Source organism: Marinifilum flexuosum, from assembly GCF_003610555.1.
Classification (GTDB): domain Bacteria; phylum Bacteroidota; class Bacteroidia; order Bacteroidales; family Marinifilaceae; genus Marinifilum; species Marinifilum flexuosum.
Window position 1 is genome coordinate 852,578 of the sequence record NZ_RAPQ01000009.1, and the last position, 18,000, is coordinate 870,577.

Annotated in this window: 11 protein-coding genes; 6 read left to right on the plus strand and 5 right to left on the minus strand. The window is 33.7% G+C overall.

Annotated features, from left to right (window positions below):
- Window positions 1–167: 167 nt before the first annotated feature.
- Window positions 168–1,961, minus strand: a complete 1,794-nt coding sequence (argS, locus tag BXY64_RS13445; RefSeq protein ID WP_120240495.1) for an arginine--tRNA ligase — start codon at window positions 1,959–1,961, stop codon at window positions 168–170.
- Between the two features lie 366 nt (window positions 1,962–2,327).
- Here argS and BXY64_RS13450 point away from each other — a divergent pair, with 366 nt between their 5' ends.
- The 3 genes from BXY64_RS13450 (at window position 2,328) to BXY64_RS13460 (ending at window position 6,826) form a co-directional block, all read left to right on the plus strand.
- Window positions 2,328–5,315: a tetratricopeptide repeat protein gene (locus BXY64_RS13450; RefSeq protein ID WP_170150656.1), complete on the plus strand. Its 2,988-nt coding sequence runs from the start codon at window positions 2,328–2,330 to the stop codon at window positions 5,313–5,315.
- A 94-nt stretch (window positions 5,316–5,409) separates the two neighbouring features.
- On the plus strand, window positions 5,410–6,402 hold the full coding sequence (locus BXY64_RS13455) for an isoaspartyl peptidase/L-asparaginase family protein (protein WP_120240497.1): 993 nt from the start codon (window positions 5,410–5,412) through the stop codon (window positions 6,400–6,402).
- 82 nt (window positions 6,403–6,484) lie between these two features.
- On the plus strand, window positions 6,485–6,826 hold the full coding sequence (locus BXY64_RS13460; RefSeq protein WP_120240498.1) for an avidin/streptavidin family protein: 342 nt from the start codon (window positions 6,485–6,487) through the stop codon (window positions 6,824–6,826).
- Window positions 6,827–6,882: 56 nt separating this feature from the next.
- On the opposite strand, the gene BXY64_RS13465 is transcribed toward BXY64_RS13460, so the two are convergent.
- Window positions 6,883–7,176 carry a hypothetical protein gene (locus BXY64_RS13465; RefSeq protein WP_120240499.1) on the minus strand — a complete coding sequence of 98 codons (294 nt, stop codon included), beginning with the start codon at window positions 7,174–7,176 and terminating at the stop codon, window positions 6,883–6,885.
- Between the two features lie 156 nt (window positions 7,177–7,332).
- Here BXY64_RS13465 and BXY64_RS13470 point away from each other — a divergent pair, with 156 nt between their 5' ends.
- Window positions 7,333–8,148 (plus strand): aminotransferase class IV, encoded by an 816-nt coding sequence (locus tag BXY64_RS13470; RefSeq protein WP_120240500.1) that lies wholly within the window; start codon window positions 7,333–7,335, stop codon window positions 8,146–8,148.
- 7 nt (window positions 8,149–8,155) lie between these two features.
- On the opposite strand, the gene BXY64_RS13475 is transcribed toward BXY64_RS13470, so the two are convergent.
- Window positions 8,156–11,155: a sensor histidine kinase gene (locus BXY64_RS13475; RefSeq protein ID WP_120240501.1), complete on the minus strand. Its 3,000-nt coding sequence runs from the start codon at window positions 11,153–11,155 to the stop codon at window positions 8,156–8,158.
- A gap of 241 nt (window positions 11,156–11,396) precedes the next feature.
- On the opposite strand from BXY64_RS13475, the gene BXY64_RS13480 reads away from it, so the two are divergent.
- Together BXY64_RS13480 and BXY64_RS13485 are read left to right on the plus strand one after the other, a co-directional pair.
- Entirely contained in the window at window positions 11,397–11,957 is a 561-nt protein-coding gene (locus BXY64_RS13480) for a hypothetical protein (RefSeq protein ID WP_120240502.1), read from the plus strand.
- Between the two features lie 75 nt (window positions 11,958–12,032).
- The gene (locus BXY64_RS13485; RefSeq protein WP_170150657.1) at window positions 12,033–14,408 is read left to right on the plus strand and encodes a cache domain-containing protein; all 2,376 of its coding nucleotides are present in this window, start codon (window positions 12,033–12,035) and stop codon (window positions 14,406–14,408) included.
- On the opposite strand, the gene BXY64_RS13490 is transcribed toward BXY64_RS13485, so the two are convergent.
- Both BXY64_RS13490 and BXY64_RS13495 read right to left on the minus strand, forming a co-directional pair.
- Window positions 14,405–15,442, minus strand: a complete 1,038-nt coding sequence (locus BXY64_RS13490; protein ID WP_120240504.1) for a PorP/SprF family type IX secretion system membrane protein — start codon at window positions 15,440–15,442, stop codon at window positions 14,405–14,407. The genes BXY64_RS13485 and BXY64_RS13490 overlap by 4 nt on opposite strands.
- On the minus strand, window positions 15,442–18,000 hold a 2,559-nt coding region (locus BXY64_RS13495; RefSeq protein WP_147375995.1), incomplete at its 5' end, for a T9SS type B sorting domain-containing protein. The genes BXY64_RS13495 and BXY64_RS13490, both read right to left, overlap by 1 nt.

The window sequence follows — 18,000 nt, forward strand, 5'->3', positions numbered from 1 at the left end:
TCAGCATTGCTAAATCAGAAGGATTATTTCAGATTTGTGTATAACGAGTAGATTCTAAAGGAGAGGGTTAAGGTGAGGTAAGAGATAAAAAAAGCGAAGTTAACCGCAGTCAACTTCGCCTTTTTATATGTGTCTGATTGCTGTCAGCTGACAGCTAATCGCTTTTTCTACATTCTTTCCGGAACACCAATTCCCAATAGGCTCATACCTGATTTGATGATCTCTCCGATTTGCTTAGAAAGCACTAAACGGAAAGCTCTTAGGTCGGTATTTTCTTCTTTTGCGATTGGGTGATCGTGATAGAATTGGTTGTACTCTTTCACTAAGTCGTATACATAGTTCGAGATTTGAGCAGGGCTGGTTTCTTTTCCAGCTTCCTTAATAACTGTTGGGTAATTTGCAACCATCTGAATTAGGAAGGATTCCTTTTCAGAAATATTCAAATTAGATGAAGCTACTTCTGGAACTTCAAATCCTGCATCAATTGCTTTTCTTACTACTGATTGAATACGAGCATAAGTGTACTGGATAAATGGACCTGTATTCCCGTTAAAGTCGATAGATTCCTTAGGATTAAACATCATATTTTTCTTAGGATCAACTTTAAGGATAAAGTATTTTAATGCACCCATTGCCACTTTTTCGAATACATCTTGAGCTTCTTCTTCAGAGTATCCTTCCAGTTTTCCAAGTTCTCTTGAAGTATCACGCGCAGTATTAACCATTTCCTGCATCAAGTCATCGGCATCAACCACAGTACCTTCACGCGATTTCATTTTACCTTCTGGCAACTCAACCATTCCGTACGACAAGTGTTGAATTTTATCATGCCACTCATAACCCAGTTTACCCATGATTAATGACAATACTTGGAAGTGGTAATTTTGCTCATTCCCTACAACATAAATGTGTTCGTCGATATTAAATTCATCGAAACGTTCGTAAGCCGTTCCAATATCCTGAGTCATGTACACTGATGTTCCGTCATCACGAAGCAATAATTTATGATCTAAGCCATCTGCTTCAAGGTTCGCCCAAACTGAACCAGTATCTTTTTGATACAATACACCGTCAGCTAAACCTTTTTCAACAATCGCTTTACCTTTCTTATAAGTATCAGATTCGAAATAAACCTTATCGAAATCAACACCCATTTTCTTATATGTGATATCGAAACCATCCAAAACCCAGTCGTTCATTTTGCGCCAAAGAGCAACAGTTTCTTCATCTCCTGCCTCCCATTTACGCAACATTTCCTGAGCTTCTAACAACAATGGAGCTTGCTTTTTAGCTTCATCAGCTTCCATTCCGTCAGCCACAAGAGCTTCAATTTCTTTCTTGTATTCCTGATCGAACTTTACGTAGTATTTACCTACCAAGTGGTCACCTTTAATACCAGTTGACTCTGGAGTTTCCCCTTCGCCAAAACGCAACCAAGCCAACATCGACTTACAGATATGGATACCACGGTCGTTTACCAAGTTCACCTTAATTACTTCGTATCCGTTGGCTTTTAATATTTGGGCAACCGAATAACCTAACAGGTTGTTACGAATGTGTCCCAAGTGAAGTGGTTTATTTGTATTTGGAGATGAATACTCAATCATCACCTTTTTAGCACCTTCTGTCAATGGAGTAAATCCGTAGTCTTCAGCCTTTACAGCTTCATTCAGTACAGAAATCCAGTGTGAATTATCAATTACCAAATTCAAGAACCCTTTCACAACATTAAATGCTGATACCGCCTCGATATTTTCAGTTAAAAACTGTCCAAGATCATTTGCTGTTTCCTCTGGTGACTTTTTAGAAAAGCGCAGGAATGGAAAAACAACTACAGTTAAATCACCTTCGAACTCTCTTCGAGTTTTCTGAATCTGAACGGTTTTCTCCTCAATACCTTGTCCGTAACATGAATTTACGGCCTCAACTACTTTGCTTTTAATAATACTTTCAATACTCATTTGGAAATTCTGTATTTCGAATTCTACTTAAATTTCATCCTTAAAACTGGACTTGCCATTTATTTGCTCTTTTTAAACAAAAACAACTCATATTAAGTCCCTCAATCTGAATTCGCAAAGATAATAGGAATAAAATGAATTGCTATCCGCAAATTAAAAAAAGTCATTCATGCCCCACATTATTCTGTCTCTCAAAAAAAACAGTTTATTTAACATCAATCTAACAGGCATTATTTACCTTTGAAAGGTTGCAATAATTAATTTATTAAAACGTTTAATTGCATGAATAATATGAACTCTAATTCTCTGAAACACCATATTTGGTGATTAATTTAAAAGTATCTGAACATTCTTATGCCCCAACGAATGAAGAACTTACTCTTACTGTTTGTATGCGTTGTAATTGCAACTCACAGCTACTCTTCCCCCGATTCTGAACCCTTTAGTAAGAAGTCAGTAACCTCAGATTTAAATAAATTACATCTTGAAGCTGAATCATACTACTACAAAAACAATCCTAAAGCATTATCAACAGCAAAGCTATTAGCTGATAAATCTCTGGCAGCAGAACAAATGGATAAATTTGCATTTGCAAATGAGTTAATGGGGCGAATTTATCTTTTCCAAGGAGACATGGGAAAAGCACAGAATTGCTTTGACTCATCATTTGATTACTGGGAGAGTGTAAGTAATACAACTAGAATTAGTTTCCTATACAGCTACTATGGAGAGCTAAATTTTAGAAAATGTGATTACGCTAAAGCTGATAGTTTTTACAACAAAAGCTTAGAATTAAAAAAGAAACATCGCGACACACTGTCATATGCCTACAGTTATAATGCACTGGGCAATGTGCAGTTTGAAACCTGTCATTATACCGAAGCCTTAACATTCTACCTTAAAGCTCTCAACTTAAATCGAAAATACAAGAACATTTCTGGAATTTGCTACTCTTTAAATGCGCTTGGAGCAAGCTATAAGGAAATCAATAAAACAGAACTGGCAATTGAATATTTTAAGAAAGCTTTACAACTTGGAGAAGAGAATAACCTGATTAAAAATATTGCCTATAGTTTAAATCAACTGGCTGCATTACAAAATTCTTTGGGCAACCGGAACACAGCTATTGAATTATTTACCAAGTCGTTGAATTTAAGTTTTGAACTTGAATCAAAAAGTGGAATGGCAAGTTCGTACATGGGGATGGGAGAAGTATTCCAATCAATGAATCAAAATGACAAGGCAATTGAATATCAACACAAAGCATTAAAACTTTTTAAAGAGTTAGAATCGAAAAAGAACATCGCAAAGTGCTATGAAAATTTAGGCTTGATTTCCTATTCTATGCGTGATTATAAGCTTGCTATAGAAAACTACAATAAGGCCATTACTTTAAACAATCAAATAGGATATGCCAAGGGAACAGCTAACACCTTTCGACTAATTGGAAATGCACATCTTCAACTAAAAGATTTTGATTTGGCTCTTTCCAATTACGAAAGATCACTTCAAATTCAAAAATCAATTGACAATCTAAAAGGCATAGCATCTTGTTATACGAACATTGGACTCATTTATATAAAGAAACACAATTTTAAAAAAGCTGAAGAGTATTTAAACTTATCGGTTAATATTAATAAGAGCACAGGTAACTTAGGAGGATTGGGATCTGTTTATAATAACCTAGCTGCTCTTTACCGAGAAAAAAAAGATACCAATCAAGCCATTCATTATTTAAAGAACAGTTTGAATTTAGCTCAAAAGACAAATCGTAAAACCTTAATTGCTGAAAACTATCGTAATCTTTCTGATATCTTCGAGGAAAAGAATGATTACAATCAATCCCTCAAATATTATAAAGAATATGTAAAAGTTTACAATCAACTGTATAACGCACAGGCAGAAAATAGAATTGGTTGGATTCAAATGCAAAATGAAAAGGAGAAGCGAGAAAATCTTGTTCAACTACACGCCAAAGAACAATTCTTAAAAGAAGAAAAACTAAAAAAAGAAAGACTCACAAATACGTTTCTCATTGTAATTGTTGGCTTAATCATTCTTTTTTCAGGAGTCGTTTACCGATTTTATATCATTGCTAAAAAATCGAACAAAAATTTAAATCTTGAAATCGAGGAACGAAAAAAAGCCGAATCTCTTTTAGCTGATCATCAAAGAAACCTTGAAAGTTTGGTTAAAATTCGAACGCTTGAATTATTAAAAGCAAAGGAAAAAGCTGAACAAGCCGATAGATTAAAGACCTCATTTTTGGCTAATATGTCGCACGAAATTAGAACGCCGATGAATGCAATCATTGGCTTCTCGAAATTAATGGCATTTACTAATTCTAAAGAGAAACATCAGTATTACACAAATATTATCAATGATAATGGACAAATCCTTCTTACTCTGGTCAACGATATCATTGATATTTCTATGATTGAATCGAAACAGCTTAAAATTAAGAAGTCTAACTTCTATGTATATCCTGTTCTTGAAGAACTTCGACAAGTGTTCGATGAACAAAAAATAAAAAATGGCAAAACTGATGTAAAAATCAATTTGCACATTCCTGAAAAAATTGAGAATATCTCTATTCACTCTGATCAAATTAGGCTAAAACAAATCCTGATTAACTTGCTTCGTAATTCCATAAAGTTTACTGAAAAAGGAAGAATTGATTTCGGTATTGAAGTTATTGAGAATCATTTAAGATTTTTTGTAAAAGACACTGGTATTGGAATACCTTATAAAGATCAGGCTTTAATATATGATCGATTCAGACAAGCAAGCAATAATGGAGTTGAGCATGGTGGAACAGGCTTGGGCTTAACCATATCGAAAAGCCTAACAGAATTGCTTGGAGGTAAAATATGGTTTACCTCTGATCCTGATAAAGGAAGTGAATTTTATGTGCAATTTGTAATTGATGACGAAACCATTGTACAAAACAAATCTGTAAGCCAAGAGAACAATCCGCTTGATTTTTCAGGTAAAAATATTCTTGTTGCTGAAGATGTGGAATCGAATTTCTTATATATTAATGAGGTCCTTAAAAAAGTAAATGCCAATGTTACATGGACGCAAGATGGAATAGAAGCCGTTGAGAAATTTCAGGATGATCATTTCGATTTGGTACTTATGGATATCCAATTACCTAAGATTAATGGATATCAAGCTACAAGAGAAATTAAAAAGAAAAACCCATCGGTTCCTGTTGTAGCTCAATCTGCGTACGTTTTTAGAGATGAAAGTAATAAAATGACAGAAGCAGGTTGTGATGCCTTTATTGCAAAACCGTATACGGAGGAAGAATTATTGGCCATTATTAAAAAGAATATGCCTAGGAAAAATTAAGTTTCTTCAGATGTAAACAGATAATCCCACACAAAAAACTAATTTAGTGTCAAAGCTTTTTTGACACTATTTTTTTACCCAAAAGAAACCAATCATGAAAAACTTACCCCTACTATTATCAGCACTACTTTTATTTCTAATCATTTCATGTGATAACTCAACCAAAGAACCTGAGAAATTGGAATATGCATTGTGTATTCATGGTGGTGCCGGTACTATTCTTAAGAAAAACATGAGTCCTGAGCGAGAAAAAGAATACTTCGACAAGTTGGATGAAGCCTTAACTGTAGGAGATTCTGTCCTGAAAAATGGAGGATCTGCACTTGATGCCGTTGAGCTTACCATACATGTACTTGAAAATTCTCCACTTTTTAATGCCGGTAAAGGTTCGGTATTTACCCATTCTGGTAAAAATGAACTCGATGCTTCGATAATGTGGGGTAAAGACCTGAATGCAGGAGCCGTTGCTGGAGTTGGCAATATCAAAAACCCAATTAGTGCTGCCCGAAAAGTGATGGAAAATTCTGAACATGTAATGCTAAGTGGCAAAGGAGCGTCGATATTTGCCGAACAAGAAGGCCTTACAATAGTAGATAGCTCATATTTTTTCACAGAAAGCAGATGGAATTATTTACAACAAATCTTGAATAAAGAACGTGAAATGAAAAGAACAGATAGGCATGGAACTGTTGGTTGTGTAGCCATAGACAAAGAGGGAAATTTGGCAGCAGGAACATCAACAGGAGGTATGACAAATAAGCGCTTCGGAAGAATTGGCGATTCTCCAATAATAGGAGCTGGTACCTATGCAAATAATAAAACTTGTGCAGTATCCTGTACTGGTCACGGAGAATATTTTATTAGACTAGGAATTGCAAGAGATATTGCTTCATTAATGGAATATCAAAACTTAAGCTTAGATGATGCTACAAATATCGTGTTAGAGAAATTAAATCAAATTAATGGTTTAGGTGGTTTTATTGCACTGGATAAATATGGTAAGCCAGCCATGAAAATGAATACCTCAGGAATGTACCGAGGCTATGTAAATTCTAAAGGTATTAAGGAAAAATATATGTACAAGTAATTCGATTTAATTTTGCTGATTAATTATTTCGAATTAACTTCAGTATACAAAAGAAATTACGTCACCTTTAAACCTTAACAACATGACAATTAATTTGAACGGAAAATGGAAAAATCAGTACAATTCGGAAATGGATTTAGCTGTAGTGGATAATCGTGTAAGTGGAACCTTTCAAACTGCCATTGGCCAACCTAGTTTTGAAGAAAAATTTGAAATTAGTGGAAAAATCAATAACAATGTAATTGCTTTTATGGTAGACTTCGGAAAGTATGGATCTTTGGCTTGCTGGACGGGACGATTTGAACTTGATGAAATGGGACCTGTTATTCATACCATGTGGCATTTATCGCAAAGTGAAGGAGGCGAAGAAGAACAGATGGCGAAAGCTATTCTTACTGGTGTAGGAACTTTCAGAAAACCCTAAGCTAAAATATTGGTTAAAACAAAAAGGAGTTTGAATATTCAAACTCCTTTTTGTTTTTATTTAACCTGAATATCAAGTCCATCAATTTTTTCGAGCAAATCATGGGTTGATTTCAATAAATCATCGTAGATCGATCTAAAATGCGATTTAATTTCCTTTGCATTTTTTCCTGTCAACCTATCATTAATTCTTGTGATATAATCATTTCTTGAACTTACTGCGCTATTCATTATTTTAAATATCTGATCAGAATTTTTGTCTCCAAAAAATTCAAGATGAATCATTCCTCTCATTACTATTTCATTAGTAAGAAAATTCACATCTTTTTTGAACTCTTTTTTACTTGCCATATATGATGTTTTTTATTTGATATATGCTAAAATACGAATTAAACTGAACAAACTACTATCCGAATGACTTGTTTAAATTATTTGTTTGGAATTGGATATACTGGTAAATAACACTTATTTTGCAATATAACAGATCTGATAAGAGGCGATACGATTATGAGCGAATGTTTCCGATATATATACTTACACAACAATAAACTTAAAGCATCAGAAAGCTTTAAAGATACCTATCTTTTAAGAGGTACATCATTGTATGAAGTGGTAAGAATTATATCTGGCAAAGCAGTTTTTCTTTGCGAACATTATTCCCGACTTACAAAATCAGCGAAAAAAGTAGGTTTTAAAATCATGTTCAGCTTTAATCAAGTGCAAGATTGTATAAAAACCTTGGTAGAAAAAAATGACTACAAAGAAGGAAATATTAAGTTGGTATTTAATTTTGATGGTAAAGACAAAAATTTCTATGCCTATTTCGTTAAACATTCCTATCCAACTGCATCTCAATATAAAAATGGAGTTAGAACTCTAATCCACCAGGCAGAAAGACCAACTCCAACAGCTAAAGTTTACAATCACAAATTACGCTCAAAAACCAATAATCTTATTGCTGAAGCGGATATTTTTGAAGTAATTCTTCTAAACAAACTTGGTAATATTACGGAAGGAAGTCGTTCCAATTTATTTTTCATTAAAGATAATTCCCTATATACTTCACCAGACAATGAAGTGCTTAATGGCATTGTTCGAAGTAAGGTTTTAAAAATTGCAGAGCAACTTAATATTCCAATCCATTACAGATCGATACCATATGAGGAAATCCCACAATACGAAGCTGCTTTTTTAACTGGTACATCGCCTATGGTTTTACCAATAAATAGGATCAATTCAATAAGTTTTTCGGTAGAACACCAATTGCTTTTCGATATTTTTGAGGCTTATGACAAGATGGTTCAGAAAAATCAAATTTGCTAAGGCATAATTACAATTCCAACCTTGGGAATCCCAAAACTGTTTTTACACCTGAAAAATTTGTTTTAGAATCAACACATTCATTTATCTGATAAGAATAAGTTTTACCATTAGTTAAAACCTTATTTAGTAATTTCATTCTATCGCAAGTTATCTGCAAAGAATTACCTTTTACCAATTCTGGTTTAGCATTTGTCACATCGATTTTTCGATTACCCAAGCCGTCGTCTGTGATTTCGCACTTTAAATAGCCATCTTCTTCTAGTATAAAACGAATAACTATCTTCCCAATTTTATCAAGCTTAGTAATTCCATTTCTTATGGCATGCTCTAAAAATGGTTGAATTAACATAGGTGGAATCTTAATATCCAATGAATTTATTTTGTCATCCAAGTTAATTTGAAATGTAAATTTCTCTTCAAATCGCATTTGCTCCAACTTCAGATACAATTTTAAATAAGCTACCTCCTCGCTTAATGATATCAGGTTTTTATTGGCGTTATTAATGTTATTTCTTAGAACCATTGAAAAATCTGACAAGTATTCCAAAGCTTTATCTTCATCATCCTCTAGAATATAACTTTGAATAGAATTAAGCGAGTTAAAGATAAAATGTGGATCAAGCTGATATTGTAATGCTCGGATCTTTAAACCAATAACTCGATTAAACTGCTTAGTCCTTTGCTTCTCTTCAAATTTAATCCTTGATTTAAAAAGCTGAATTGCATAATAAGTTAATACACCAAGAATACTAATAACTATAAACCAAAACCAAACTGTTTTCCACCAAGCGGATTCAAGTATTATATCAATTGAATATTGTCCAAGCTTTCCAGAACTCAATTTTCTGGCTTCAATCTCAAAGGTATATTCTCCTCCTCTCAAATTTGAATAAACCACTTCATCCGACTTTACCCAATCTGACCAACGATTATCAAAACCTACCAATCGATATCGATATCTGATATTTTCCAATGCATCACAATACAACATACCATAATGCAGTCTATAATAATTCTCATTATAACTTAAATGAATAGGATTGTTAGGTGTTTTTGTCCATTTATCAAATTCTGATTTTTTCAATCTCCAGTTGCTATCTTTCACCTTTACTTCCAACAACGTTGGTTTATAAGCCGCATTGTCATTAATGAAATCATTAGCTTCAATTTTCATTAAGGCATAATTTGACTTCACCCATATATTATCGTATTTATCAACAACTGATTCCTTTCCTCTAAACTCTACTTTTTTGTTTGCATTCCAAAATCTATATTTCACAACAGAATCTGGCTGCCACGTTTTATATTCAAACCTATGTACTCCTATATTGGTTCCGCACCAAATAGAACCATCTTTATGGTATTGAAATCCATGAACAGAAATCCCTTCCAAGCCATCGCTTTGATCAAGAGAATCTAAAATCATTAATTCATCTCCTTCACTTTTTAACTTGTAAATAATGCCGTTATTACCACCTACAATTATACTTGAATCAGGTAAAACAAGCATATCATTAACAACATTATGAATTCCAATATTATTTCGACCAAATTTCTTGACTTTATTCTCTCCAAATCGATAAATCCCATGAGTTTCTGTTGCTACCCAAATGTAGGAATCAAACTCAATTATCTTGGTTAGTTCAACTTCCTCTCCTTTTGATAAATTCCACTTGGTATCTACAGAATTATCTCTTATCCCACAGGTATAAAACTGAGATCCGTTATAACAAAACAAATTTCCATTTGATGTAATTATGAAATTCGTCGCCACAGATATATTTTTATAAGTGAGCAAAAAAGACATACAATTCCAAGTATAAAAACCACAATTAGTGGCAACCCAAATCGTATTGCCTTTTAACTCAATATCATTAATAATAAGCTCTTTTTTCTTCTTCGATTTTGGTAGTAATTTGATAAACTCTTTCTGGTTTATGGATTTAATTACTTTTTCATTCTTAATTTTCGCAATACCATTTCTTCCTGCTACAACTATTGAACCATCTGAATAAGAAAGTAAATCTACAATCTCATTACAATCTGGTATTAAAGATGATACATCATACAATTCAAATATTGATTGCTTCAAACTGATTAGTCCATGATTTTTAGTCCCTAACCAAATATCCCCCATTAGACTATGCTTAAACACACATTGAACAAAAACATCATCTAAATCGTTCTCCGCAAGAAGATCTACACAAATATTATTTCTTATAGAAATTAACTTTCTAAACTGCAATCCATTTTTAATGTAACGCAGCAAAATAACTCTTTCGTTCTGATTAGACAAAACATTTAATACATCACATCTAACTCTTTGACTATCTACAACTAGAAAAGCCTGTTGTCCCACACCAATTTCTCCGTAAAATTTTTTCCCAAATTCCAGAATCTGAGATTTTCCATTAACTATTTTTGAAAAACTACCTGATTCAAATTTATAAGTCTTTTGCTCCAATTTAGGAAAAATGATCACTGCATTATTATTTGATACAGCCTCTAAAACATTTAATTCTTTCGTCCCTTTTACCAAAGAAAACTCACCAAGTTTATCTAGTACATCAGACAAATAAATTCCATCTGAAGTTCCTACAATAAGTTTATTATCCAATACCTTAACCGAACGAATATCGTATAATTCATTATTTTCCTGAGTAGAAATGACCTCCAAATGTTCTCCATCAAATTCACATACTCCAACCCCCGTCGCAGATATTATTAAGTTTCCATTTTTATTCTCCGTAATACTGGTTACCTTTTCGCCCTGCAAGCGATTGAGTTCTTTTCTATATTTTACCTCAAAACCATTAAATTCGCATAATCCAGCATCTGTTGCTAACCAAATCATCCCCCTGGAATCCTCAAAAATGTGATTTACACTATTACAAGGCAATCCATCCAGTTGAGTAAAATCACCTGTTGAACTATAAGCAGCAATTCCTTTAAAAGCAGCTAAAAAAAGAAGTAGAATGGTTAGTTGTGTTTTGATAATAAGGTTCATAGTACAATGATAATAATTATACTAGGAAAATTAAGGTGTCAAATGTGTCAAGTTTCATTAACAGACGTCGATCTTTAAAAAAGATAAGCTTAAATCACTATAATTCAACACCTAAACAAACAAATTAACATATGTACCGTAAAAAGAATTGTTATTCGATAACAAAAACAGTATAAACTAGAATAATAGATTTAAACAATAAACTAACTTTGCCAATCTGATAACTATAACAACATTAAACATGCTATTGAACTTAGAAAAAGTAAACATCGAAAAAGCCTTTGAATTGTTTGCTCATAATCAAAACTTCACATACACAGCATATCCAAGGTTAAAAACTCTTTACGCCATAAAAAAAGAGTTTAAACAAATTCCAGAATTGGATTGGAAATTTGAGTTTGATCATGTTAATATCAACAAGAACAGAGTTATCATTGAATACCGACAGGATAAAAGTGAAGATTTTTCATTCTACTATGAAATTCCTCTTTCAATTAATTTTGAATTGCGTGTGTTTCTTGCAAAATCATCAATTCATTTCCTCGACTTATACAATTTCTTATTATCAAATGGACTAATTAATGAAAATCAATTCAGATTAAAAGCTGAATATCACACCATTCCACATTTCGTTATCAATCAAAAAACAAAGCGATACAATACTGGAATTCTTAATAAAATACAGAACAATAGTGATTTTGACGGAATACCTTTAGACGACAATATAAAGAATGAAATTGATCTTGGATTTCGATTTTTTAATCCTATTTTTAATCAGATACTTAGCCAATTCCAAATTTGATTTCGTAATAGCTATATGAATTCAACCCCAAACAAAACTATCAAAAATAAAACAAGCATAAGTAGAGCCTATTTTATGCTTTTCTTAATTCTGACTATTACATTTCTTGTCGGATTTGGTGGAATTTGGATCTATACCAAGTTTAACGAATTCAACACGGAATCCAATAACCTTAAGAAAGATTACATTGAAGAACAGAAGGATATTTTGGTAAGTAAGGCAAATGAATGTGTTGATTTCATTAATTACCAAAACACAAGGTCTGAATCAAAATTAAAAAGTAGACTTCAGAATTTTGTGGATCAGGCACACTCTGTAGCCATATACATTTACAATCAAAACAAAGGGAAACTTAGCGATACCGAAATAAAAAAACGCATTAAAGAAGCCATTTCACCTTTACGTTTTACCAACGACAGAGGCTATATTTTTATCAACAATTTAAGTGGTAAAGGTATTCTTTATCCGTTCTCGAAAGAAAATGAAAACAAAAGCTTAATCAATTTCAAAGATATCAATGGCAATTACATTGTTAAAAATGAAGTGGAGTTGATGAAATACAAGGATAGTGGTTTTACAAAATATGTGAACAGCAAAGAGGTAAAAAATAAGTTTAATGCATACACCAAAATTTCTTATATCAAGAAATTTACTCCGTACAACTGGTATTTTGGAAGTTTTGCTTACTTAGATGATCTTCAACCTGAAATTCAGAAGGAGGCATTGATTCGTATAAGCCAAATTAACATGACTCAAGACAACTACTTTTTTGTTTATAAAAAAGATGGAACATGCTTGCTTCATGCCGATTCTGCCAGCATTGGAAAAAATTTTAAAGATTACAGCAACAAGATACGTCGTGAAAATGTAAAACGCTTAATCAATGCCGCCCAACTTGATGAATCAGGCTTTGTAAATTACAAAATACCAGATGCGGAAAATGCTGAAAAAATTTCATACGTAAAGTTTATTAAAGAGTGGGATTGGATTATTGGTGCTGGTTTATACACAGGAGAGCTAGATAAAAACATTGAAATTGCCAGAGCTGAATTAAGAAATAATGTTCGAAAATATATTCTACAAATTGTATTATTAATTGTAATCGCAATTGTGATTATCTACATTACATCGAAGACCATTTCTGTTAAAATGAAACAGAATTTCACTTCGATCAATAATTTTTTTAGAAAGGCATCAACTCAATTGTATCAAGTAAATATTGATGAACTTCATTTTTCTGAATTTCAAGATATGGGAACAACCATTAATCGTATGATTGATATTAGAACCCAGAAAGAAAAAGAACTTCAAATTGCAAGAGAAAAAGCCGAAGAATCTGATCGCTTGAAGTCATCTTTTTTAGCGAATATGTCACACGAAATTCGTACTCCAATGAATGCAATCATTGGATTTTCAGAATTATTACAAGAAGATGATTTGCCTTTTGAAACCCGACAACAATTTTTCACTCATATTAGAAATAGTGGGAATTCACTATTGAATCTTATAAATGATATTATTGATTTCTCTAAAATTGAGTCTGGTAAGCTAAAAATTTCCAAAACTTATTACAACCTTAATCAACTATTTGACGAACTTTATCACACTTTTGAAAAGATAAAAACCAGCAAGGGTAGAGATCATATTGAACTAAAATTTACGAAAGGCCTGGAGGAATCAGAATCGATTATTTACACGGATCCTTTACGACTGAAGCAAATCATCACAAACTTGGTGGAAAATGCTTTAAAATTTACTGAAAAAGGAAGCATTCATGTCTCGTATCAATTAAATGAAAGTAAGCTAATTTTTGCTGTTGAAGATACAGGAATTGGAATCTCTCCCGAAAAGCAGAAGATAATTTTCAGTAGGTTCCGTCAAGCAGATGATTCTCATGCAAGAAGGTATGGTGGAACAGGATTAGGATTATCAATTTCTAAAAAATTAGCAGAATTGCTAAATGGTGATATGTGGGTAGAATCAACTGAGAATGTTGGGAGCAGTTTCTTTGTTAGCATTCCATACTTAATTGATGATAAATCAAACATCTCTCCGATTAAGAAAATATACAAAAACGGTGTAAATAAGGATTTAACTGGTAAAAAAATATTAATTGTTGATGATTACAATGTGAACATCACATTGATAAAACAAATGCTTCAATCCACTGGTGTAAGCATGTCGTCAGCAGACAATGGGCGCACTGCTATTAAAGAATGTGGTTCTGAGCATTTTGATTTGGTTTTGTTGGATCTGCAAATGCCAGAATTAAATGGATATGATACTTTAAAATTGATTAAAAAAGAAAATCCTGAAATTAAAATTGTAGCACAAACAGCTTATGCATTGGCAAATGAGAAAGAACTAATAATGGACTCAGGATTTGACGGTTATATTGCGAAACCAATTATCAAGAAAAAATTATTAAGCTTAATAAACGAAATGATTTAAAAATGAGGACATTTAATTCTTCCTACTTGTCTTCGTCTTCTTAAAGCAATTTCCTTACAACTGTTTTTGTTTCGTCTGCTATTTTTAAACCTCATTAAAAATGAGATCTCATGAGCACCGGTATTTGTATGAATCAATTTTGAGATGGTCTTATCGTAACTATAAGCCACTTGCCACCAATCTCTCATTACACCTAATTGCAGAATAACAGCATCATATTCCAATTCTAAGTTATCGCGATACCACATACCTACAATAAAAGATCCTTTCGACAGATATAGTCCATAATTTAATTGCTTATTTGTTCCTTGCTGCTGATAAAGAAAATTAGGTGCTAACCCAATATCAGTCTGATGCAAGCCTCTTCTAAAAACAGGTACATTAACACCACAATGAAAAGTATATTTTCTTGGTAGTTTAGAATAATCACTCTCCTCTTTGTATGCTTCATCAGGCTCAGTTAAATGGTGAGCTGCAAAACCAATAAACCAATTTTTATAAGATGCTATTAAACCCGATGAAAAATCAATATAATTGCGATTCAGATGATCAATTGCACTCTCACCAGTAAATGGACTAATTAAACCATTAATATAGAATTCATCTGTTTGATCAGGAAAGGTAAAGTTTGAATCATTCAATTTCCTTTGAATAAAAGAGGTTTGAAAACCTGCTTTAATTGCCAAATTTCTTGAGATTCTCAACGTATAAGCATACATTCCACTTATTGTGGTAGTACTAATCGTTCCGTCACCCTGTTCATCTTGCATCACCTGCAGTCCTACTCCTCCTCCTAGTGGATTTACATACTGATCGTAAGCAACACTATAAGTCACATATGCAGAACTTATTTCAGGCCATTGATTTCTATAATTCATAGAAACACGAGCATCAAAATCAGAACCTGCAAATGCTGGATTTAAATAAACCTTATTTGCATAGAACTGTGAGAACTCAACATCCTGTGAATAAACATTGAGAGCACTCATCATGCTTATTAAGCAAACTAATATTTTCAGTTCTTTCTTAATCATTATCTAAACAGTGTTACTGTTCCATGTCCTCTCTCTTTTCCTCCATAAAAAATGATCCAAACATATACTCCAATTTCTGCTTCTTTACCTTTATAAGTTCCATTCCACCCTTCATGTTTCAACTCATTATTGGCAACTATATCCTTTTCAAGCTTAAACACCTGCTCTCCCCAACGAGTATAAATATACATTTCAAAATCGGTTACGATTCCTTTAAAAACCGGATAAAATATTTCATTTGGACCTTTACCATTTGGTGTAAATACATTTGGCACAACCATTTTAGGCTCCAATAATTTAACTGCAATTGAAGCTTGAGCAATACAACCAAATTCATTCTCAACCTGTACGCTATAATCTCCTGCATCATCAACTTCTATACTTCTCCAATCAGATCCAGTATTCCAGTAATAAGAAGAATAACCAGATCCTGCATCTAAGGTCAAAGTCTGACCTTTATACATTCTTAAAGTATCAGAGGCAATATTAACCTCTGGCACTGGAAATACCTCAACACTAATAATATCTGTTCCCATTATACCATACATATCCCAAACTTGTACGGTATAATCACCAGTTTTGTTTACGGTAATTGTCCTTGTTGTATCTCCAGTACTCCATAAGTACCTTTCCCAATTTCCTGCATCCAACATCAATGAAGTTCCTTCACAAATACCAGCACTTCCACCTAAATTAATCGACGGTCTTGGATTAACAGCTACTTTAACTTTTCCATTTCCTCTACATCCATTAACATCTACAACGTTTACTGCATATTCTCCGTCCTTTTCCACTTTTAGATATTGTGAATCTTCCTGATTGCTCCATTCATATTCTACATATCCGCTTCCTGCATCAAGAAGAATAGATGTTCCCTCAGCAATCACAGTATCTCTACCCAAGTAAACATCCGGATTTTTATGCACGAAAATGTTGATATCATCTTCTCCGGTACAACCAAACTCATCTGTTGTTCGAAGAATAAAATTACCTTCCTCATATACATAAATTGCCCTTGTTTCTCCTCCAGGAATCCATTCCGTATAATATCCCTCTGGAGCTTCCAAAATTAATTCCTCTCCTTCACAGATATACAAATCAGGTCCTAGATCAACGATTGGTAAATCATGCACAACAACTTCAACCGAATCGTTTCCAATACAGCCATTAATATCCTGAATTCTCACATGATAAATTCCTGCTTTAGAAACTTCTCTAGTCTGTGTCGTAACACCATCACTCCATAAAAAATCAACTCCGTCACCAATATCTAATTTTACAGATTCTCCATAACACATATCTACTCGATCTGGTAATGGTGAGTTTGGCAATTGAATAATTTCTACATCCACCCCATCTTCAGCAATACACCCTTCTAAGTTTTCTATGTGCAAGTTGTATCTACCAGATTCTCCAATGGTAATTGAATATTCGTTTGCTCCAGCAATATCAATTCCATCTTTACTCCATTGATATCTATAACCAGGAACATCAGGACCTTCTATATAAGTTGAATCACCATGACAAACTAAATTGGTCGTGTAAGTCAAATCAAATTCAAAAGATGGTAAAATAGTAACATTCACATCATCCGTTGCTGAACAGCCATTGCCGTCTGTTACCACTACTGAATAATTACCGCTTGTATTTACTGTGATGGTCTGAGTCGTTGCACCATTTGACCACAAATAGGTAGCTCCTGCATTGCCGGCATCCAAAGTAATGGTTCCACCAGCACAGGTTTCCTGGTCTAAACCAAGATCCACAACAGGATTAGGGTGAACCGTGACATTCACATCATCCGTAGCTGAACAGCCATTGCCGTCTGTAACAACCACTGAATAATTCCCACTTGTATTTACTGTGATGGTCTGAGTCGTTGCACCATTTGACCACAAATAGGTAGCTCCTGCATTGCCGGCATCCAAAGTAATGGTTCCACCAGCACAGGTTTCCTGGTCTAAACCAAGATCCACAACAGGATTAGGGTGAACCGTGACATTCACATCATCCGTTGCTGAACAGCCATTAGCGTCTGTAACAACTACTGAATAATTCCCACTTGTATTTACTGTGATGGTCTGAGTCGTTGCACCATTTGACCACAAATAAGTAGCTCCTGCATTGCCGGCATCCAAAGTAATGGTTCCACCAGCACAGGTTTCCTGGTCTGTTCCAAGATCCACAACAGGATTAGGGTGAACCGTGACATTCACATCATCCGTTGCTGAACAGCCATTAGCGTCTGTAACAACTACTGAATAATTACCGCTTGTATTTACTGTGATGGTCTGAGTGGTTGCACCATTTGACCACAAATAGGTAGCTCCTGCATTGCCGGCATCCAAAGTAATGGTTCCACCAGCACAGGTTTCCTGGTCTAAACCAAGATCCACAACAGGATTAGGATGAACACTTACATTCACATCATCCGTTGCTGAACAGCCATTGGCGTCTGTAACAACTACTGAATAATTACCGCTTGTATTTACTGTGATGGTCTGAGTGGTTGCACCATTTGACCACAAATAGGTAGCTCCTGCATTGCCGGCATCCAA

Coding starts and splice junctions, on each gene's coding strand:
- BXY64_RS13470 (WP_120240500.1), top strand. CDS start 7,333: ATGAGCGAATGTTTCCGATATATATACTTACACAACAATAAACTTAAA.
- BXY64_RS13465 (WP_120240499.1), bottom strand. CDS start 7,176: ATGGCAAGTAAAAAAGAGTTCAAAAAAGATGTGAATTTTCTTACTAAT.
- BXY64_RS13485 (WP_170150657.1), top strand. CDS start 12,033: ATGCTTTTCTTAATTCTGACTATTACATTTCTTGTCGGATTTGGTGGA.
- argS (WP_120240495.1), bottom strand. CDS start 1,961: ATGAGTATTGAAAGTATTATTAAAAGCAAAGTAGTTGAGGCCGTAAAT.
- BXY64_RS13455 (WP_120240497.1), top strand. CDS start 5,410: ATGAAAAACTTACCCCTACTATTATCAGCACTACTTTTATTTCTAATC.
- BXY64_RS13460 (WP_120240498.1), top strand. CDS start 6,485: ATGACAATTAATTTGAACGGAAAATGGAAAAATCAGTACAATTCGGAA.
- BXY64_RS13490 (WP_120240504.1), bottom strand. CDS start 15,442: ATGATTAAGAAAGAACTGAAAATATTAGTTTGCTTAATAAGCATGATG.
- BXY64_RS13480 (WP_120240502.1), top strand. CDS start 11,397: ATGCTATTGAACTTAGAAAAAGTAAACATCGAAAAAGCCTTTGAATTG.
- BXY64_RS13450 (WP_170150656.1), top strand. CDS start 2,328: ATGAAGAACTTACTCTTACTGTTTGTATGCGTTGTAATTGCAACTCAC.
- BXY64_RS13475 (WP_120240501.1), bottom strand. CDS start 11,155: ATGAACCTTATTATCAAAACACAACTAACCATTCTACTTCTTTTTTTA.